The sequence below is a fragment of the Kitasatospora xanthocidica genome (assembly GCF_014656195.1).
Taxonomy (GTDB): Bacteria; Actinomycetota; Actinomycetes; order Streptomycetales; family Streptomycetaceae; genus Kitasatospora; species Kitasatospora xanthocidica.
In genome coordinates this window covers 40,618-61,914 of sequence record NZ_BNBY01000021.1, presented here as the reverse complement: position 1 = coordinate 61,914, position 21,297 = coordinate 40,618, and the positions used below count along the sequence as shown (strand labels likewise).

Below are 21,297 nucleotides of genomic sequence, written 5' to 3'. Positions count from 1 at the left end.
GATCCAGTGGAGCGGTGACGGCAGGTCAGGGAGGTGTCTCACAGAATCGGGGCACCGGGGCCCGGGGGTCAATGACTTTGGTTAGGAAAGTTTCCCAACGGTGCCATCCCGCACCGGGCCCGGGCCCGGTCAGCCGTTCCAGGAGCTGCCGGTCGAGGTGGTCGGCCGGGCCCCGTACTGCTCCGCACCGCCCGAGCCGGAGGTCCGTACGCCCGGGACGGCCGGGCCGTTCGCCGGGCCGTTCGCCGGTCCGGCCGAGGTGCGCGGCGCGGCCTGCCCGGCCGGGGCCCCCGGCGAGTGCCGCGCGACGGTGGTCCGGCGGGCGGCGGCGGTCACCGCCGGGACGTCCGTACCGGCCGGCGCGAGCCGCTCGATCCGCAGCACCAGGTTGCGGTCCTGCCGGTCACCGGCCTGGTCGCGGTTGCGGCTGTGCACGACCTGGGTGGAGACGCCCCCGATCTCCTGCCAACGCCCCTGCACCGCACGGATGTTCGGGCACCACTCGCCCTGGTGGCGGTGCTCCAGGTCGAGCTGCCAGCTCTCCCCCTCGACGACCCGCACCGCGCCGACCTCCCCCGGCAGCTCCATCCGCGCGCCGCCCCGGACCGTGACCACCGCCCGCTGCGGCCACTGCCCCTCGACCGCCGTCACCGTGATCCGGCTCCGCCCCTGGTACCAGGCCATCGTCGTCCTCCCGCGTCCGTCCTCGTGCCGGCTGCCGCCGGCCTCAGTCGGTAGCACGGACGGCGCGCCCACCGGGGTTCGACCCGCCCCGGTCCGGAACTGAACCCCGGGGCGCACGGCATCCGTTCAGCGCGGCCCCCCTCACCGGGTTCCGACGGTTCACCGGCGGCGGCGGTCACCGGTGGCGCGGCTCCGACAGGCCGGTGCAGGAGGCCGGGGCCGCGACGCCGGGCGCCAGCGCGTCCCAGGCCCGCAGGGCGGCGTGGGCGGCGGCCCGCTCGGAGACGGTGGGCCGGGCGCCCGCCGGGCCGAGCAGGTAGTCGGCCACCGGGGTGAGCAGCAGGGTGGCGGCGCCGGACGGGAGCAGGACGGCCTCGTCCCACTCGTGCCGGGTGACGGTGCGGCGCAGCAGGGTGCCGTGGCGCGGCCGGAGCGGGCGGGTGGTGGTGCGGCGCCGCAGCTCGGGGCCGACCTCGGCCTCCAGTACGGTGCGCACGCCCGCCAGCGGGCCGAGCGGCACGTGCGCGGCGGCGAGGTCGAGCAGGGCGACGGTCTCCGGGGCGAGCCGGTAGGCGGCGACCACGGCGGCGGTCTCGACGGGTTCGAAGGGCTGCCCGGCCAGTTGGGACACGTCGAGCACGTCGCCGGGGTGGAAGGGGCGGCCGAGGCCCTCCTCGGCGAGGGCGATCAGGCACTCGACGTGGTCGTCGGCGGCCAGGTAGGGGCGGACCGGGACGGTCTCCGGATCGCCGGTGAGCGCGGCGGTGCCGAGCCGCACCTGGTACCAGGGGTCGAGCAGCGGGTCCTCGGCCGGCCAGCGCAGGGTGACGGTGGTGTGCCGGGGGCGGTCGCCGAGCAGGGCGACCTCGACGGACTCCACCGGGTGGTCGGTGACCAGCCGGTTGACGGCCTGCCAGAGCGCGGCCTCGGTGGGGCTGACGAGGGTGAGTTCGCCCAGCGGCCGGGGCAGGTCGGCCGGGTAGTAGCCGGCCAGCGGGAGGTCGCGGATCGGGCGGACGCCGGTGGCGTCGGCGAGCTCGCCGGCGAGGCGGGCGTAGCAGTCGGAGCGGTCCCGGGCGCGCCGCAGTTCGGCCCGGGCGTGCTCGCCCATCCGGACGTCCTCCCGGGCGAGCGCGGCGAGCACCAGGTAGGGCAGGTCGCGGAGGCCGCGGGCGCGTTGGAGCAGTTCGACCGGTCCGGCGTCCGGGCCGAGGTCGAGCAACCGGTGGAGCAGGTCGGTGTTCACGGGCGTCCGCCTCCGAGAGCTGTGGTGGCCGCCGGGGTGCGGTCCGGCGACCGAGGGTGTGGCGGGCCCGGCGGTTGGTGCCGGGCCGACGGCAGGGGAGCCACACCCATGATTGTGGTGACGGCCGATCAACACCCGATCACCACCGGCTCGACGATCTCTCGACAGCCGGAGGGGTGGCGTGGGTTGATAGGGGCTCATCAATCGGGGGGAAGCACGTGCGCGGGCGGGGGCGAGCACACGAATGCGGGCAGGTGCGGTACTAATGGGTGATTTCCGGTTCTCGGTGCTGGGACTGATGCGGGCACAACGCGGCACCGCCGTACTGAAGGTCGGAAGTCCGCAGCAGCAGGCCATGCTGGCGGTGCTGCTGCTACGTCCGGGGCACGGTGCGAGTGCCACGGACCTGATCGACGCCCTGTGGGGCGAGGAGCCGCCGGGCACCGCGATGACGACGGTGCGGACGTACGCCTGGCGGTGGCGCAAGATCCTGCACGGGGAGGAGCCGGACGCGCCGACCGTGCTGACCTCCGTCGGGGACGGCTACCGGCTGGTGCTGCCCAAGCACGCCGTGGACGCGGCGCAGGCCGAGGAGCTGGCGGCCCAGGCCGAGCGCACGGCGGCCGCCGGGCAGCCCCAGCAGGCGCGGGACCTGCTGAACCAGGCGCTGGACCTGTGGCAGGGCGAGCCGCTGGCCGGCATCCCGGGGCCGTTCGCGCAGCGTCAGCGGCAGCGGCTGGAGGAGCTGCGGCTGACCCTGCTGGAGGAGCGGATCGCCCTGGACCTGGCGTTGGGCCGGTTCTCCCGGTGCATCCCGGAGCTGACCTCGCTGACCACCGAGCACCCGCTGCACGAGCGGGCGTACGGGCTGCTGATGCGCGCGCTGTACCAGGCCGGCCGGCAGGCGGACGCGCTGGCGGTCTACCGGAGCGTGCGTCAGCTGTTCCTGGCCGAGCTGGGGGTGGAGCCCGGCGCCGAGCTGGACCAGCTGCACCGGCGGATCCTGGAGGGCGACCCGGCGCTGGCCGCCCCGGTGCCCGCCGCCCCGGCGGTGGTCGCGGCGCCCGCCGCCGCCCCGGCCGGCCCGGCGGAGCCGGCCGCGGCCGTGCCCGCGCTGCCGGAGCCGCCGGTCGAGCCCGCGGTCGCGCTGGCCCCGAGACCGGCCCAACTCCCGCCGGACGCAGCCGACTTCACCGGCCGTACGGTCCTGGTCGAACGGCTCGGCGAGGCCCTGGGCAGCTCGGGGCAGCAGGCGCTGGTGATCGCCACCGTGGTCGGGATGGGCGGGGTCGGCAAGACCGCGCTGGCCCTGCACGTCGCCCACCGCGTCCGCGAGACCTACCCCGACGGGCAGCTCTACGTCGACCTGCGGGGCGCCGACCCCACCCCGGCCGACCCGGAGGCCGTGCTCAGCGGCTTCCTGCTGGCGCTCGGGGTGCCGGCCGACGCTGTGCCCGACGGACTGGACGCCCGCTCGGCGCTGTTCCGCTCGGTGGTGGACGGCCGGCGGCTGCTGCTGCTCCTCGACAACGTGCACGACACCGCACAGATCCGGCCCCTGCTGCCGGGCGCGACCGGCTGCGCCGTGCTCACCACCAGCCGTACCCGGCTGTCCGGCCTGCCCGCGACCGTCCACACCGACCTGGACGTCTTCGAACCCGGGGAGGCGCTCGAACTCCTCGGCCGCACCATCGGCGCCGAACGGCTGGCCGCCGAGGCCGAGGCCGCCCGGGACCTGCTGCAGGTCTGCGGCCACCTGCCGCTCGCGGTGCGGATCGTGGCCGCCCGGCTGGCCGCCCGGCCCAGCTGGACGGTGCAGACGCTGGGCCGCCGGCTCGCGGTCGAACGGCGGCGGATCGACGAGCTGCGGATCGGCGACCTGGCGGTGGAGGCGGCCTTCGAACTCAGCTACCGCCAGCTGACGCCCGCCCAGGCCCGGGCCTTCCGGCTGGCCGCCTCGGTGGACGGCCCGGACATCGGCCTGGCCGCCGCGGCCGCCCTGCTGGACCTGGACGAGTACGACGCCGAGGACCTGCTGGAGGCCCTGGTGGACGTGGCGATGATGGAGTCGCCCTTCCCCGGCCGCTACCGCTACCACGACCTGCTGCGCGCCTTCGCCCGGCGACGGCCCGACGGCCCCGGCGCGGCCGTCGAGGCCCGCGACCGGCTGCTGGACCACCTCCTCGCCACCGCGTGCACGGCCTTCCAGCACGCCGTCCCCGGGGATCCGGCGGCCGGTGCGCTCGGGCCCGCCCGCAGCGCCGGGGTGGAGCTGACCGGCGCGGACGGCGCCCGGGCCTGGGCCGAGGCGGAGTCCACCGGGGCGATCGCGCTGGCCGCCCAGGTCGCCGCCTGGACGATGGCCGAGGCCCCCGCAGCCGCAGCCGCAGCCGCCGCGGGCGACTCCCCCGCGTCTCCGGACGGCCAGGACGCCCCGCCGGACCCGCTGCGCGCCGCGATCGACCTGCTGATCGCGCTCACCCCCTTCACCCTCGCCCCGCCCGGTCGCCAACTCGCCGCCACGGCGGAGTCCCTGGCGGCCGCGGCCACCCACCGCGCCGACCACCGGGCAGCCGGTCGCGCGCACTTCCTGCGCGGCAACGTCGCGCTGGCCGCCACCCGGCTGGAGGAGGCCGAGGCGGCCGCCCGCCTGGCCGTGGCCGCCTCCCGGTCGGCCGGCGACACGGTGATCCTGCGCCAGGCGCTCAACGACCTCGGCCTGGTCTGCCAGTTCCTCAGCCGCTACGACGAGGCCGTCGAGCTGTACGACGAGGCCCTGCTGCTGGCCCGCCGGCTCGGCCACCGCTCGGGGGAGCTGGTGACGACGGTGAACGCCGCGCTGGCCCGGGTCCGCAGCGGCCGGGCCGCCGAGGCGGTGGCGATCTGCCACGCGGCGCTGGCCGACCTGCGCACCCGCAACGACGATCCCGGCCGGGCGTACACCCTGTACGTGCTGGGGCTGGCGCTGCACGGGCTGGAGCGGCACGAGGAGGCGGTGACCTGGTTCGGCGAGTGCCTCGCGGTGGCCACGGCGGCCGGTCTGCAGGCCCGGGCCGCGCACGCCCGCTACCGGCTGGCGGACAGTCTGCGGTCGCTGGGCCGGACCGAGGAGGCGCTGGAGCACGCCGGCCAGGCGCTGGCCCTGTGCGAGGAGCTGGGGGCGGAGCGGGACCACGCGCAGGCGCTGGTGGTGCTGGGCCGGACGCTGGCGGACCTCGGGCGCGAGGCCGAGGCGTGGGACCGGTGGCGGGAGGCTCACGCGATCTTCGTCCGGCTGGGGCTGCCGGACGCCCAGGAGGTGGCGGGGCTGCTGGCCCGGGGGCGGGACGGCGTCCCGTCGGCGCGGGACGGGCGGTCGGCGGGCCGGGAGGCGGCCGGGGTGCCGGTGACCGGTCGGCGCTGACGCGCTCCGGCCTCGCACTGCGGCCCTACTGCTGGCTACAGAGCTGACTACGGCTGACCGACGGGGTTCACGGCCTGATCACCGGCCGGGAGGAATCGATCCTGCGACAGCCCGGCCGCTCAGGAGCCGGTGCTGTTCCAGTCACCGGAGCTGCCGTGCCCGGTGGTGGCGGTCGGGGCGGGGGTGACGGGGGTGGGCGTCGGCGTCGCGTCGCCGACCACCACAGTCGCCGTCCCGCCGCCGGCCGTCCCCGCCACCGCGGCCGTGACGGAGAGGCCGGCGCCCAGGGCGACGACCACCCCGAGGCCGACGGTGAACAGCCGGAGGCGGGCGGAGGCGGTGGCCGGACGCTGCGTCATCTCTGGTGCTCCTTCGGTGGCTTCCCTGTGGAGGGAAGGTGTCCTTCGTGGTGTGGCACCAGTCTTGCGGGGGCCGGTCAACGGCCGATCTACGGCGGAGCACCGCTGATCACCGGGCGGTGATCAGGCCGCCCCGCGGATCTCCAGGGTGCAGCACTTGACGCTGCCCCCGCCCTTGAGCAGCTCGCTCAGGTCCATCCCGATCGGCCGGAACCCGCGCTCCCGCAGCCGCGCCGCCAGGCCCACGGCCGCCTCCGGCAGCACCACGTGCAGGCCGTCGCTCACCGCGTTGAGCCCGAACACCTCGGCGTCCGCCTCGTCCACCAGCAGGGCGTCCGGGAAGAGCCGGCGCAGCACCGTCCGGCTGCCGGGCGAGAAGGCCTCCGGGTAGTACATGATCTCGTCGCCGTCGAGCACCGACAGCGCGGTGTCCAGGTGGTAGAAGCGCGGGTCGACCAGCTCCAGCCCGACCACCGGGCGGCCGAAGAACTCCTGCGCCTCGGCGTGCCCTTCGGCCACGCTGCGGAAGCCCCGGCCGGCCAGCACGAAGCTCGCGGTCAGCAGCAGGTCCCCCTCGCCCTCGTTGACGAACTCCGGGTCGTGCGTCGCGAAGCCCCGGTCGCGGAACCACTCCAGGTAGGCGGGGCCCTCGGCGGCCCGCTCGGCGTTGCGGAAGCGCGCCCCGAGCACCCGGCCGTCCACCACGGTGGCGCCGTTGGCCGCGTAGACCATGTCGGGCAGGCCGGGCAGCGGCTCGATCAGCTCGACCTGGTGGCCGAGTTCGGCGTACAGGGCGTACAGCCGCTCCCACTGGGCGACGGCCAGGTCGGTGTCGACCGGCTTGGCCGGGTCCATCCAGGGGTTGATCGCGTAGGTGACGTCGAAGTGGTCCGGACGGCACATCAGGTAGCGGCGCGGACGGGCGGTGCGAGTCATCGGGTCCTCCAAGTCGGGGCGGTGCGGGAAGCGGCGGTGCGGGAAGCGGACGTGCACAAGGACGGGGTCAGGCGGCCGGGGTGGACGGCCGGGTGGGGAAGTCGCGCAGGCCGCGCAGCGGGCTGGCCAGCAGCAGCAGGCCGGCCGAGAGCAGCACGCCCGCCATCAGCCAGATGGTGGCGCGGGCGCCGATCACCTCGCCGAGCCAGCCGCCGAGCAGGGCGCCCACCGGGATCGCGCTGTAGTTGACGGTCGCGGAGCTGGCCCGGATCCGGCCGATCAGCTCCGGCGGGCAGTAGGCCTGGGAGAAGCTGCCGGCCAGCACGTTGCCCGCCACCACGCCGCAGACCGCGACGGCCCAGGCGAGCGCGGAGACCAGGAGCGGCAGCCGTTCGCCCGCCAGCGGCAGCAGCAGGATGAAGGGGGCGACCACCAGCTCGCAGACCAGCAGGGCGCGGGCGGTGCCCAGCCGGCGGGCGATCCGCCCGGCCAGCATCGCCCCGGCCAGGCCGCCGACGCTCACCAGGGCGAACACCCCGCCCACCGCGCCGGGTTCGATCCCCACGGTGCGCACCAGGAAGACGGTCTGCACCGCCTGGATGCCGTTCAGCCCGAGGTTGCCGATCGCGGCGAAGCAGGCGAAGGTGCGCAGGTACGGGTCGCGCAGCAGGAAGCGGACGCCCTCGCCGATCTCGCGCTGGATGCCGCGCCGCTCGGACACCGGCGGGGGGTGCTCCTCGGTCCTGATCCGCCGCAGGCAGACCGCCGACACCAGGTAGGTGAGCGAGTCGACGAGCATCCCGCTGGCGGCGCCGAAGGCCTGGGAGAGCAGACCGGCCACGCCCGGGCCGGCGATGTCCGCCGCCGAGGCCCCGGAGCGCAGTTTGACGTTGGCCTCCAGCAGGTCGGCCTTGGCCACCAGGGTGGGCAGCACCGCGCCGTACGCGGTGGAGAAGAACACCTTCACCGCGCCGGTCAGCAGGGCCACCACGACCAGCTGGGCGAGGGAGAGCACCCCCAGCCAGCCGGCCACCGGGACGCTGCCGAAGAACGCCAGCAGCAGCAGGTCGCAGACCAGCATCACCCGCAGCCGGGGCCAGCGGTCCACCCAGGCGCCGGCCGGCAGGCCGAGGAACAGCCAGGGCAGCCAGGCGGCGGCGTTGACCACGCCGACCGCGAGCGGGCCGGCGCCCAGGGTGACGACGGCCACCAGGGACAGCGCCACGCTGCCGACCGCCGTGCCGAGGGTGCTGGTGGTCTCGCCGAGCCAGAGCCGGCGGAAGTCCCCCTGGGCCCACAGGCCCCAGCGGCCGCGCGGCCGCTCCGGCGGCGCCGGGGATTCGATCGGGACGGTGGTGGTCATCGCGGTCACGCTCCGAGCTTCTCGGTCAGCACGGCGGCGATCCGTGCGAGGGGTTCCGGCTGGGTCAGCTCACCGTGGGCGCAGGCGAGGCGGTGGGTCTCGACCGGGCCGTCCAGGTAAGGGCGCCAGGCCTGTTCGTACGGCCAGTCCGCCGGCTTGCCGGTGGTCGCCCCGAAGAAGACGGCGTCCCCCCGGTAGCGGTCCGGCACGTGTTCGGCCATCAGCTTGCGGTGCCGGTCGAAGACCTCGGGCAGCACCGCCACGGCCTCGCCGAGCACGGCCTTCAGGCTCGCCAGGCCGCGGTCGTCGGCCGGGTCGTGGCCGAGCGAGCGCAGCAACTCGTCCAGGGTGTCGGCGGGTTCGACGATCGGGGCGGCGGCGGTACGGACCGCCGGGGCGCCGTCCAGCAGGGCCAGCAGGCCGACCTCGGCGCCCTCGGCGCGCAGCCGCACCGCCATCTCCTGGGCGACCACGGCCCCGAAGGACCAGCCCAGCAGGTGGTACGGGCCGTCGGGGCGCACGGCGCGGATCTGCCGCACGTAGTCCTCGGCGATCTCGGCGACGCTCGCCGGGGCGCCGCCGCGCAGGCCGCGGGCCTGGAGGCCGTACACCGGCTGATCGGGGCCGAGGTGGCGCAGCAGCCCGGAGTAGACCCAGCTGATGCCGGCCGCCGGGTGGACGCAGAACAGCGGGGCCCGGTCGCCGCCGGTGCGCAGCGGCAGCAGGACGTCCAGGGCGTCGGCGGCCGGGCCCCGGTCGAGCAGGCGGGCCAGCCCGGCCACGGTGGGCGCCTCGAACAGGGCCCGCATGCCCGGGTCCGCGCCGAGGGTGGCGCGGATGCGGGCGAGCAGCTTCATGGCGAGCAGGGAGTGGCCGCCGAGGTCGAAGAAGTCGTCGTCGATGCCGACGGTCTCCAGGCCGAGGACCTCCGCGAACAGCGCGCAGAGGATCTCCTCCCGCGGGGTGCGGGCGGCGCGGCCGCCGCTGAGCTGCCCGAAGTCCGGTGCGGGCAGCGCCGCGCGGTCCAGCTTCCCGCTGCCGGTGAGCGGCAGCGCGGCCAGCGGGACGACGGCGGCGGGCAGCATGTAGCCGGGCAGGTGGCCGGCGGCGAAGGCGCGCAGCTCGACCGGGTCGAGCGGGCCGTCGGTGACCACGTACGCGACCAGGCGCAGCCCGTCCCCGTCGGGCAGGACGGCGGCGGCGGTCACCTCCGGGTGGAGCGTCAGCACGTGTTCGATCTCGCCGAGTTCGATCCGGAAGCCGCGGATCTTGACCTGGTGGTCGGTGCGGCCCAGGTACTCCAGCCCCCCGTCACGGGTACGGCGCACCAGGTCCCCGGTGCGGTACATCCGCGCCCCGGGCTCGAAGGGGCAGGCCAGGAACCGCTCCGCCGTCAGGCCCGGCCGGGCCAGGTAGCCGCGGGCCAGACCGGCACCCGCCAGGTACAACTCCCCCGGTACCCCGACCGGGACCGGGTTGAGGTACCCGTCCAGCACGTAGCCCCGGGTGCCCGCGACCGTACGACCCAGAACCGGCCGCTCGGTCGCGTCCAGCGGGTGGGTCAGCGCGTCGACGGTGCACTCGGTCGGGCCGTACAGGTTGTGGGCGGCGGTAGCCGGCGCCTCGCGCAATCGCTGCCACAGCGCCTGGCCGACGGCCTCGCCGCCGAGCAGCACCAGGGCGGGCGCGGGCTCCTCCAGCAACCCCTCCTCGATCAACTGCTCGGCGTACGACGGCGTCACCTCCAGCACACCGATCCCGCGCTCCCGTACGTGGCCGACCAGCGCCCGGGCGTCGCGCCGGGTCTCACCGCCGATCAGGTGCAGCTCGTGCCCGGCCACCAGCCAGAGCAGACCGTCCCAGGAGGCGTCGAAGCAGAGCGAAGCCGTCAACGCCACCCGCTGCCGGGAGACACCGGCCATCACACCCGTCCGGTGAGCGGCCAACAGCGCGGCGATACTGCCGTGCTGGACCACCACACCCTTGGGACGGCCGGTCGACCCGGAAGTGAAGATCACGTACGCGGCGTCCTCGGCGGAGGCACGCGCCGTCGGGTTCGTCTCCGGGCCGCTCGCCCCGGCGACCGCCAGGGCGGGCAGTCCGGCCAGCGCCTCGGGGTGCGGCCAGTCGTCCCCGGTGAGGACGAGGGCGGGGGCCGCGTCGGCGAGGGTGCGGGCGGTGCGGTCGGCCGGGTGGTCGGCGTCCAGCGGCAGGTAGGCGCCGCCCGCCTTGAGCACCGCCAGGATCGCCATCACCGACTCCGCCGAGCGCGGCAGGGCCAGCGCCACCACGGACTCGGGGCCGACACCCCCCGCGATCAGCCGGTGCGCCAGCCGGTTCGCCCGGACGTTCAACTCCGCATACGTCAAGGAGAGTTCGCCGCAGACCAGGGCCACGGCGTCCGGAGTCTCGGCGGCCTGCGCCTCGAACGCGGCCGGCACCAGCGGCACCCGCTCCGGCAGGGCGGCCCTGGCCGCGGGCAGCGTGACGGACTCCTGTGCCGAGAGGAGTTCGATGCGGCCGATCGGCAGCTCCGGCCGGGCGGCCACCGCCGCCAGCAGCCGGCCGAGCCGGACGGCGATCGCCTCGACGGTCTCCCGGTCGAAGAGGTCCGTCGCGAAGTCGATCGCGCACTCCAGGCCGGCGGGCGCGCCGTCCGCGTCGAAGGACTCGCCGAGGCCGACGCTCAGGTCGAACTTGGCGACCGTCCCGTCGGAGGACTCGACCCGGGCGTCCAGACCGGCCGGGGCCAGCGGTGCCGACTCCCCCCGGCCCTCCAGCAGCAGCATCACCTGGAAGAGCGGGTGACGGGCCAGCGAGCGGGCCGGGTTCAGCTCCTCGACCAGCCGCTCGAAGGGCACGTCCTGGTGGGCGTGGGCGTCGAGCTGGGTCTCCCGGACGCGGGCCAGCAGCTCGCTGAAGCTCGGGTTCCCGGAGGTGTCGGTGCGCAGCACCACGGTGTTGACGAAGAAGCCGACCAGGTCGTCCAGGGCCTCGTCGGAGCGCCCGGCCACCACCGAGCCGATCGGGACGTCGGTGCCCGCGCCGAGCCGGGTGAGCAGCGCGGCGAGCGCGGCCTGGACGGTCATGAACATCGTCACCCGGTGCTCGCGCGACAACTCGGCTATCGCGCGGTGGAGTTCGGCGCCGTACGGGACGACGACCCGCTCGCCCCGGTGGCTGGCGGCCGCGCGGCGCGGCCGGTCGACGGGCAGCGACAGTTCCTCGGGCAGACCGGCCAGGGCCTGGCGCCAGTGGTCGAGCTGGCGGGCGAGCAGGCTCTCCGGGTCGCTCTCCTCGCCGAGCAGCTCGCGCTGCCAGAGCGCGTAGTCGGCGTACTGGACGGGCAGCGGCTCCCACTGCGGGGCCGCGCCGTCCCGGCGGGCCGCGTAGGCCTCGGCGAGGTCGCGCAGCAGCGGGCCCATCGACCAGCCGTCACCGGCGATGTGGTGCAGGACCAGGACGAGCAGGTGCTCGCCGGGCGGGGCCGGGATGACGTGGGCGCGGACCGGGAGGTCGGCGGCCAGGTCGAAGGGCCGGGCCGTGCAGCTCGCCGGCGCGGTGCCGGGCGGCAGCAGCTCGACGCGGACGCGGGCCTGCCCGGCGGGCAGGATCCGCTGGTACGGGGTGCCGTCCTCCTCGGCGATCAGGGTGCGCAGGCTCTCGTGCCGGGCCACCACGTCGCCGAGCGCCGACTCCAGCGCCGCGGTGTCCAGCTCCCCCGCCACCCCCAGGACGAGCGGCAGGTTGTAGAGGGCGCTGGGGCCCTCCATCCGGTCGATCAGCCAGAGCCGCTGCTGGGCGAAGGAGAGCGGCACCCGCTCCGGCCGCTCACCGGCCGCGGTCAGCGCCAGGCGCTCGGGGCCGCTGCCCAGCCGGGCGGTCAGCCCCTCCACCGTCGGCGCCTCGAAGACGTCCCGGATGCCGAGCTCCGCGCCCAGCACGGACCTCACCCGGCTGAGCAGCTTGGTGGCCAGCAGCGAGTGCCCGCCCAGGTCGAAGAAGTCGTCGTCGATGCCGACGCCCTCCAGTCCGAGCACCTCCGCGAACAGCCCGCAGAGGATCTCCTCCTGCGGCGTCCGCGCCGCCCGGCCCGCCGCGAGCGCGCCGAAGTCCGGTGCGGGCAGCGCCCGGTGGTCCACCTTGCCGCTGCCGGTCAGCGGCAGCGCGGCCAGCAGGACGACGGCGGCCGGCACCATGTAGCCGGGCAGCGACTCGGCGGCGAACCGGCGCAGCTCGGCGGCGAGTTCGGGCGATTCCCGGTCCACCGTGCAGTAGCCGACCAGCCGGCGGTCGCCGCTGTCGCTCTCCCGTACGGTGACCACGCACTGGCGGACGGCGGGGTGGCGCGCCACCACCTGCTCGATCTCGCCGAGTTCGACCCGGAAGCCGCGGATCTTCACCTGGTGGTCGGCGCGGCCCAGGTACTCCACGCCGCCCTCCCGGGTGCGCCGGGCGAGGTCGCCGGTGCGGTACATCCGCGCGCCGGGCTCGAAGGGCGAGGCGACGAAGCGCTCCGCCGTCAGGCCCGGCCGCGCCAGGTAGCCGCGGGCCAGACCGGCGCCCGCCAGGTACAGCTCCCCCGGCACCCCGACCGGGACCGGGTTGAGGTACCCGTCCAGGACGTGGGCCTCGACGCCGGCGATCGGGCCGCCGAGCCCCGGGCGCCGCGCCGCGTGGAGCGGCTGGGTGAGCGCGTACACGGTGGCCTCGGTCGGGCCGTAGAAGTTGTGGCCGGCGGTGTCCGGGTGCTCCCGCAGCCGCTGCCACAGGGCCTGGCCGACGGCCTCGCCGCCGAGCAGCAGCAGGCGCGGCGCGGGTGCGTCCAGCAGGCCCTCCTCGATCAGCTGCTCGGCGTAGGAGGGGGTGAGGTGCAGGGCGTCGATGCCCGCCGCGGCGGTGTGGCGCACGAGGGCGGCCGGGTCGCGGCGCAGCTCGTCGCCGATCAGGTGCAGCTCGTGCCCGGCGTACATCCAGAGCACGGGCTCCAGGGAGGCGTCGAAGCAGAGCGAGGCGGTGAGCGCGATCCGCTGCCGGCCGTGGGCCTGCTCGGTGCCCCGGATCAGGGCGGCCCGGTGGGCGGCGAGCAGGGCGGCGACGGCGCCGTGCGGGACGACCACGCCCTTGGGGCGGCCGGTGGAGCCGGAGGTGTAGATGACGTAGGCGGCGTCGCCCGGGTCGACGGCGCACCGCGGGTCGGTGGAGCGCTGCGGGTCGGTGGAACTCTCCGAGGAGGGCTCGGTGACGTCCAGGGTGCGCAGTCCGTCCAGCACCTCGGGCAGCGGCCAGCGGCCGTCGGTGAGGGCGAGCGCCGGGCGGGCGTCCGCCAGCATGTGGGCGGTGCGCTCGGCCGGGTACTCGGCGTCCAGCGGCAGGTAGGCGCCGCCGGCCTTGAGCACGGCCAGCATGGCGACCACCGTCTCCGCCGAGCGCGGCAGGGCGAGGGCGACCACCGACTCCCGGCCCGCGCCGGCGGCCAGCAGGCGGTGGGCGAGCCGGTTGGCGCGGGCGTTCAGTTCGGCGAAGGTGAGCGAGGTGGAGCCGCAGACCAGGGCGACGGCCTCCGGGGTCTCGGCCGCCCGGGCGGCGAAGGCGGCGGGCAGCAGCGGGAGTCCGGCGGGCAGGGCGGGCCCTGCGGCGGGCAGCGCGGCCCGCTCCTCGGCGGGGAGCAGTTCGATCCGGCCGATCGGCAGCTCGGGCCGCTCGGCCACCGCGGCCAGCAGCCGGCCGAGCCGGGCCGCGATCGCCTCGACGGTCTCCCGGTCGAACAGGTCGACGGCGTAGTCGAGGGCGCAGTCGATCCCGGCGGGCTCGCCGTCGGGGCCGAAGGACTCCTCGGCGATCAGGCTGAGGTCGAACTTGGCGGAGCCGGTGGCCGCCGCCAGGGGCTCGACCCGCAGGCCGGCCGTCGACGGTTCGGCCTGCTCGTTGCTCTGGAGCACCAGCATGATCTGGAACAGCGGGTGGCGGGCCAGCGAGCGGGTCGGCCTGACCTCCTCCACCAGCCGTTCGAAGGGCACGTCCTGGTGGGCGTAGGCGCCGAGGGCGGTCTCCCGGGCCCGGCCGAGCAGGTCGGCGAAGCTCGGGTTGCCCGAGGTGTCGGTGCGCAGCACCAGGGTGTTGACGAAGAAGCCGACCAGGTCGTCCAGGGCTTCGTCGGAGCGCCCGGCCACCACCGAGCCGATCGGGACGTCGGTGCCCGCGCCGAGCCGGGTCAGCAGCGTGGCGAGGGCCGCCTGCAGCGTCATGAACATCGTCACCCGGTGGGCCCGGGACAGCCCGAGCAGCTCGCGGTGGCACTCGGCGCCGAGGCTGAGCGCGACCCGGTCGCCGCGGTGGGAGGCGACCGGCGGGCGGGGGCGGTCCAGCGGCAGCGTGGCCTCCTCCGGGAGGTCCGCCAGGGTCTCGCGCCAGTAGGCGAGCTGGCGGGCGGCCAGGCTCTCCGGATCGGTCTCCTCGCCGAGCAGTTCGCGCTGCCAGAGCGCGTAGTCGGCGTACTGGACGGGCAGCGGCGCCCAGCCGGGGGCGGCGCCGCCGGTGCGGGCCGCGTACGCGGAGGTGAGGTCGCGGACCAGCGGGCCGAGGGACCAGCCGTCGCTGGCGATGTGGTGCAGCGCCAGGACCAGTACGTGCTCCTCCGGCGAGACCGTCAACAGGGCGGCACGGACCGGGAGTTCGGTGCGCAGGTCGAAGGCGCGGCGGCACAGTCCGGCGACCGTGGCAGCCACCTCGGCGGCCGGGCGGTCCAGGGTGTCGAACGGGAGCGCGGCCTCGTCGGCGGGCAGTATCCGCTGGTACGGGGTGCCGTCCTCCTCGGCGATCAGGGTGCGCAGGCTCTCGTGCCGGGCGAGCAGGTCGCCGAGGGCGAGCTCCAGGGCGGCGGTGTCCAGTTCGCCGGCCAGGCGCAGCGCCAGCGGCGCGTTGTAGAGGGCGCTGGGGCCTTCCATCCGGTCGATCAGCCAGAGCCGCTGCTGGGCGAAGGAGAGCGGCACCCGCTCCGGCCGGTCACCGGCCGCGGTCAGCGCCGGGCGGTCCGAGCCGGTGTCCAGCCGGGCGGCCAGTCCGGCCACGGTGGGCGCCTCGAAGACGTCCCGGATGCCCGGCTCGGCGCCGAGCGCCGCCCTGATCCGGCTGAGCAGCTTGGTGGCCAGCAGCGAGTGCCCGCCGAGGTCGAAGAAGTCGTCGTCGATGCCGATCCCGTCGAGGCCGAGGACCTCCGCGAACAGCCCGCAGAGGATCTCCTCCTGCGGCGTGCGCGCCGCCCGGCCCGCCGCGAGGGCGCCGAAGTCCGGTGCCGGGAGGGCGGTCCGGTCGAGTTTGCCGTTGGCGTTCAGCGGCAGGGCGTCCAGTACCACGATCGCGGCGGGCAGCATGTAGCCGGGCAGTGTCCGGGCGGCGGTGGCCCGGGCCTCCGCCGGGTCGAGCGGGCCGTCGGTGACCACGTAGGCGACCAGGCGCAGCCCGTCCCCGTCGGGCAGGACGGCGGCCTGGAGGACCCGCGGGTGCGCGGTCAGGGCGCGCTCGATCTCGCCGAGTTCGATCCGGAAGCCGCGGATCTTGACCTGGTGGTCGGTGCGGCCCAGGTACTCCAGCCCCCCGTCACGGGTACGGCGGACCAGGTCCCCGGTGCGGTACATCCGCGCCCCGGGCTCGAAGGGGCAGGCGAGGAAGCGCTCGGCGGTCAGGGCCGGTCGGGCCAGGTAGCCGCGGGCCAGACCGGCACCCGCCAGGTACAGCTCCCCCGGCACCCCGACCGGGACCGGGTTGAGGTACTCGTCCAGCACGTAGCCCCGGGTGCCCGCGACCGTACGACCCAGAACCGGCCGCTCGGTGGCCGCCAGCGGGTGGGTCAGGGCGTCGACGGTGCACTCGGTCGGGCCGTACAGGTTGTGGGCCGCGGTGGCCGGCGCCTCGCGCAGCCGGGTCCAGAGCGCCTGGCCGACGGCCTCGCCACCGAGCAGCACCAGGGCGGGCGCGGGCTCCTCCAGCAGGCCCTCCTCGATCAACTGCTCGGCGTAGGAAGGCGTCACCTCCAGCACACCGATCCCGCGCTCCCGCACATGACCGACCAGCGCCCGGGCGTCGCGCCGGGTCTCACCGCCGATCAGGTGCAGCTCGTGCCCGGCCACCAGCCAGAGCAGACCGTCCCAGGAGGCGTCGAAGCAGAGCGAGGCGGTGAGCGCCACCCGCTGCCGGGAGACACCGGCCATCACACCCGTCCGGTGAGCGGCGAGCAGCGCGGCGATACTGCCGTGCTGGACCACCACACCCTTGGGACGGCCGGTCGAACCGGAAGTGAAGATCACGTACGCGGCGTCGGCCGCCGTGGCCCGCGGGGCCGGGTCCGTCTCCGCGAAGGCCCCGCCCTCGGCGAGGTCGAGCACCGGGTGCCCGTCGAGGACCTCGGGCAGCGGCCAGCGCCCGTCGGTCAGCACCAGCGCCGGGCCCGCCTGCGCCAGGGTGTCGGCGGTGCGGTCGGCCGGGTACTCGGCGTCCAGCGGCAGGTAGGCGCCGCCGGCCTTGAGCACCGCCAGGATCGCCACCACCGTCTCCGCCGAGCGCGGCAGGGCCAGCGCCACCACGGACTCGGGGCCGACACCCCCCGCGATCAGCCGGTGCGCCAGCCGGTTCGCCCGGACGTTCAACTCCGCATACGTCAGGGAGAGTTCACCGCAGACCAGGGCCACGGCGTCCGGAGTCTCGGCGGCCTGCGCCTCGAACGCGGCCGGCACCAGCGGCACCTCCTCCGGCAGCGGGGTGTGGCCGCCCGCGGCCTCGGCCCGCTCCCGCGCCGACAGCACGTCCAGCTCGGCGACCGGCCGGGCGGGGTCGTCCGCGACCTGGCGCAGGATCGACTCCAGGGCGGCGGCCAGCCGTTCGCCGGTCTCCCGGTCGAAGAGGTCGGTGGCGTACTCCAGGACTCCGGCCAGCCCCGCGGCGGCGCCGTCCTCGCCCTGGCGCTCGACCAGCCGCAGCGTCAGGTCGAAGGTCGCGGTGCCGAAGTCGACCGGCTCCTCCGTCACCGTCACCCCGGGGAAGGCCGGGCCGTCCTCGGCGGCGCCCGCGAAGGCGATCATCACCTGGAACAGCGGGGTGCAGGCGGTCGACCGGGTCGGGTTCAGCTCCTCGACCAGCCGCTCGAAGGGCACGTCCTGGTGGGCGTGGGCGGCCGGGTCGCTCTCCCGGATCCGGCCCAGCAGTTCGGCGAAGCCGGGGCGGCCGGACAGGTCGGTGCGCAGCACCAGGGTGTTGGCGAAGAAGCCGACCAGCTCGTGCGTCGCCTCGTCGAGGCGGCCGGCCAGCGGGGTGCCGATGGGCAGGTCGGTGCCCGCGCCGAAGCGGTGCAGCAGGGTGGCGTACGCGGCCCGCAGGACCATGAAGAGGGTGACGCCGTGCTCGGCGGCGAGCGCGGTCAGCCGGGTGTGCAGGTCCGCGTCGAACTCCAGCGGGACGATCGCGCCGCGGTGCGAGGCGACCGGCGGGCGGGGGCGGTCGACCGGCAGCGGCAGCTCCTCGGGGGCGCCGGCCAGCGCCTGGCGCCAGTGGTCGAGCTGGCGGGCGAGCGGGCTCTCCGGGTCGTCCTCGTCGCCGAGCAGCTCGTGCTGCCAGAGCGCGTAGTCGGCGTACTGGACGGGCAGCGGCTCCCACTGCGGGGCCGCGCCGTCGCGGCGGGCCGCGTAGGCCTCGGCGAGGTCGCGGTAGAGCGGGCCCAGTGAGGCGCCGTCCCCGGCGATGTGGTGGACCACCAGGACCAGCACGTGCTCCTCGGCGTCCTCGGGCCGCAGGTAGGCGTGGACCGGGAGGTCCGCGGCGAGGTCGAAGGTGTGGCCGGCGAGTTCGTCCGTGGGCCGGTCGGTGACGGTGAGCAGGCCGCCGTCGGGGGCGTCCAGGACGCGCTGGTACGGGGTGCCGTCCTGCTCGCCGAAGACGGTGCGCAGCGCCTCGTGCCGGTGCACGACGTCGCCGAGGGCGGCCGCCAGGGCGGTGGCGTCGAGCGGGCCGGTCAGCCGCAGGGCGAGGGTGACGTTGTAGGTGGCCGAGGGGCCGTCGGCCCGGTCGAGGAACCAGAGCCGGCGCTGGGCGAAGGAGAGCGGCACCCGCTCGGGCCGGGTGGCGGGCCGCAGCGCCGGGCGGGCCGGGCCGGTGGCGCCGGGGTCGCGGTCGGCGATCCGCTCGACCAGTCCGGCGACGGTCGGCGCCTGGAAGAGGTCGCCGATGGAGAGTTCGACGCCGAGGTCGGTGCGGGCCCGCCCGGTGAGCCGGGTGGCGAGCAGGGAGTGGCCGCCGAGCGCGAAGAAGTCGTCGTCGATGGTGATGTCGTCGATGCCGAGCAGTTCGCCGAACAGCTCGCACAGGGCGCGTTCGCGCTCGTCCCGCGGGGCGCGGCCGTCGCCGTCGGCGGCGAGGTCGGGGGCGGGCAGGGCCCGGCGGTCGACCTTGCCGTTGTTGTTGAGCGGCAGCGCGTCGAGGAGGACGACGGCGGCGGGGACCATGTAGCCGGGCAGGGTGGTGCCGGCGAAGGAGCGCAGCCCGTCCGCGGTGAGCGAGGGGTCGGCGGTGCAGTAGGCGACCAGCCGGAGGTCGCCGGGCCGGTCCTCGCGGGCGATCACGATGACCTGGCGGACGGCGGGGTGGCGGGAGAGCGCCGCCTCGATCTCGCCGAGTTCGATCCGGAAGCCGCGCAGTTTGACCTGGCCGTCGATCCGGCCGAGGAACTCCACCGCGCCGTCGGCGCGCAGCCGTACCAGGTCCCCGGTGCGGTACATCCGCTCGCCGGGCGCGTACGGGCAGGCGACGAAGCGCTCGGCGGTCAGGCCGGGCCGGTTGAGGTAGCCGCGGGCCAGGCCGGCCCCGGCGATGTACAGCTCGCCGGGCACCCCGGGCGGAACGGGCCGCAGCCGGGCGTCCAGGACGTGGCTGCGCATGTTGTCGAGCGGGCCGCCGATCGGGACCCGGGGGCCCGCCAGGTCGGCGGCGGTGAGCGGGTGGTGGGTGGCGAAGGTGGTGGTCTCGGTGGGGCCGTAGACGTGGGCGAGCAGCAGGTCGGGGCAGGCGTCCAGGACGCGGCGCAGCAGCACGCCGGAGGCGGCCTCGCCGCCGGTGCAGACGGTCCGCAGGGCGGCGAAGGTCTCCGGGGCCTGCTCGGCGACGAGGTCGAACAGGGCCTTGGTGAGGAAGACCGCGGTGACCTCGTGCCGGGTGGTGACGGCGTGCAGGGCGGCGGCGTCGAGGGCCCCGGGCGGGGCGACCACGACGGTGCCGCCGGCCAGCAGGGGCGTCCAGATCTCGTAGGTGGCGGCGTCGAAGGCGTGCGGGGAGTGCAGCAGGACCCGCCGGTGGCGGCCGTCCTGCCAGCGCCGGTCGGCGGCGAGGTCGAGGACGTCGCGGTGGCGCACGGCGACGCCCTTGGGGCGCCCGGTGGAGCCGGAGGTGAACATCGCGTAGGCGAGCTGGTCCGGGTGGACGGGCAGGCCGGGGCGGTGGCCGGGGGCGCCGGCCTCGTCGCCGGGGCGGACCACGGCCGCCGCGTGCGGGAAGCCGGGGTCGGCCCGGTCGGTGAGCAGGACGGGGGCGCCGGTGTCGGCGAGCACGTCGGCCATCCGCTCGGGCGGCAGGCCGGGGTGCATGGGGACGTACCAGCCGCCGGCCTTGAGGATCGCCAGGGTGGCGACGACGACGTCGACGGAGCGTTCCATCAGCATCGCGACGGGGGTCTCGGTGCCGACGCCGAGGGTGGTCAGGTGGTGGGCGAGGCGGTTGGCGCGGGCGTCGAGTTCCGCGTAGGAGACGGTGCCGCCGTCGTGGGCGAGGGCGACGGCGTCCGGGGTGCGGTCGGCCTGGCGCTCGAAGGACTCGGCGAGGGTGCCGGTCCGGCGGGGGGCCTCGGTGGCGTTCCACTCGACGAGGACGCGGGTGCGCTCCTCGGGGGCGAGGACGTCGAGGGTGCCGATCGGGGCGTGCGGGGCGGCGGCGGCGCCGGCCAGCAGCCGGCCCAGCCGGTCGGCCAGGGCGGCGACGGTGGTGCGGTCGTAGAGGTCGGCGGCGTACTCGATCGAGCCGGTGAGCCCGGCGGGGGCGCCGTCGGGGGCGTGGTGTTCGGCGATGCCGATGTTGAGGTCGAACTTGGCGACCCGCAGGCCGATCGGCTCGGTGGCGGACTCCAGCCCGGGCAGGTCGAGTTCGGCGTCCTGCCCGTGGTTCTGCAGGACCAGCAGGGTCTGGAACAGCGGGTGGCGGCCGAGCGCGCGGGGCGGGTTGAGCTCCTCCACCAGGCGCTCGAAGGGGATGTCCTGGTGGGCGAAGGCGTCGAGCTGGGCTTCCCGGACCCGGCCGAGCAGCTCGGCGAAGCTCGGGTCTCCGGACGTGTCGGCCCGCAGCACCAGCGAATTCACGAAGAAGCCGACCAGGTCGTCCAGGGCCTCGTCGGAGCGGCCGGCGAGGCCGGTGCCGAGCGGGATGTCGGTGCCGGCGCCGAGCCGGGTGAACAGCGCGGCCAGGCCGGCCTGGAGGACGGTGAACAGGGTGGTGCGGTGGGTGCGGGCGAGGTCGAGCAGGGCGGTGTGCAGGTCGGTGCCCCAGGCCAGGTCCACGGAGTCGGCGGCGCCGGTGGGGGCGGGCGGTCGGGGTCGGTCGGTGGGCAGCTCCAGTTCTTCCGGCAGGCCGGCCAGGGCGGTGCGCCAGTGGTCGAGTTGGCGGGCGAGCAGGGACTCGGGGTCGTGTTCGTCGCCGAGCAGGTCGCGCTGCCAGAGCGCGTAGTCGGCGTACTGGACGGGCAGGGGTTCCCAGTCGGGGGCGCGGCCGGTGAGCCGGGCCCGGTAGGCGGTGGCGAGGTCGCGCAGCAGCGGGCCGAGCGACCAGCCGTCACCGGCGATGTGGTGCAGCACGACCAGCAGTACGTGCTCGGTCGGGGAGAGGGTGAACACCGTGACCCGGATGGGCAGTTCGCGGCTCAGGTCGAAGGTCTCGGCGGCGGCCGCGTCCCGGTGGGCGGGGTAGTCGGCCGGTGCGCGGTCCACCACCTGGAAGCGCGGCCGCGCTTCCTCGGCGGGCAGGATCCGCTGCACCGGGACTCCCCCGACCACCGGGAACACCGTGCGGAGGGCCTCGTGCCGGGCGACCACGTCCACCGTCGCGGCGCGCAGCGCGGCGGTGTCGAGCTCGCCGCGCAGGCGCAGGGCGAACGGCAGGTTGTACAGCGCGGTCGGCCCCTCGATCTGGTCGATCAGCCAGAGACGCTGTTGGGCGTACGAAACCGGGATCACGGTGCTTCCTCTACTCACGACACGACACGGCACGGGGTGGTGGG

General features: G+C 76.0%; 7 protein-coding genes. 1 reads left to right on the top strand and 6 read right to left on the bottom strand.

What is annotated here, in order from left to right; genetic code table 11:
• Positions 1–129: 129 nt before the first annotated feature.
• Both IE332_RS29130 and IE332_RS29125 read right to left on the bottom strand, forming a co-directional pair.
• A complete protein-coding gene (locus tag IE332_RS29130) occupies positions 130–684 on the bottom strand; it encodes a hypothetical protein (protein WP_189922102.1) in 555 nt (184 codons plus the stop codon).
• A gap of 175 nt (positions 685–859) precedes the next feature.
• Positions 860–1,930, bottom strand: coding sequence for a hypothetical protein (locus IE332_RS29125; RefSeq protein WP_189922100.1), 1,071 nt, complete (start codon positions 1,928–1,930; stop codon positions 860–862).
• A 265-nt stretch (positions 1,931–2,195) separates the two neighbouring features.
• Between IE332_RS29125 and IE332_RS29120 the strand changes: the two genes are divergently transcribed.
• The gene (locus tag IE332_RS29120; RefSeq protein ID WP_229929006.1) at positions 2,196–5,333 is read left to right on the top strand and encodes an AfsR/SARP family transcriptional regulator; all 3,138 of its coding nucleotides are present in this window, start codon (positions 2,196–2,198) and stop codon (positions 5,331–5,333) included.
• Between the two features lie 119 nt (positions 5,334–5,452).
• On the opposite strand, the gene IE332_RS29115 is transcribed toward IE332_RS29120, so the two are convergent.
• The 4 genes from IE332_RS29115 to IE332_RS29100 all read right to left on the bottom strand — a co-directional run bounded on the left by IE332_RS29115 (position 5,453) and on the right by IE332_RS29100 (position 21,253).
• The gene (locus tag IE332_RS29115) at positions 5,453–5,692 is read right to left on the bottom strand and encodes a hypothetical protein (protein WP_189922098.1); all 240 of its coding nucleotides are present in this window, start codon (positions 5,690–5,692) and stop codon (positions 5,453–5,455) included.
• A 123-nt stretch (positions 5,693–5,815) separates the two neighbouring features.
• Positions 5,816–6,628 carry a dimethylargininase gene (gene ddaH, locus IE332_RS29110; protein WP_189922096.1) on the bottom strand — a complete coding sequence of 271 codons (813 nt, stop codon included), beginning with the start codon at positions 6,626–6,628 and terminating at the stop codon, positions 5,816–5,818.
• 67 nt (positions 6,629–6,695) lie between these two features.
• Positions 6,696–7,991, bottom strand: a complete 1,296-nt coding sequence (locus IE332_RS29105) for an MFS transporter (protein WP_189922094.1) — start codon at positions 7,989–7,991, stop codon at positions 6,696–6,698.
• A 5-nt stretch (positions 7,992–7,996) separates the two neighbouring features.
• Positions 7,997–21,253, bottom strand: a complete 13,257-nt coding sequence (locus IE332_RS29100; RefSeq protein WP_189922092.1) for a non-ribosomal peptide synthetase — start codon at positions 21,251–21,253, stop codon at positions 7,997–7,999.
• Positions 21,254–21,297 lie beyond the last annotated feature (44 nt).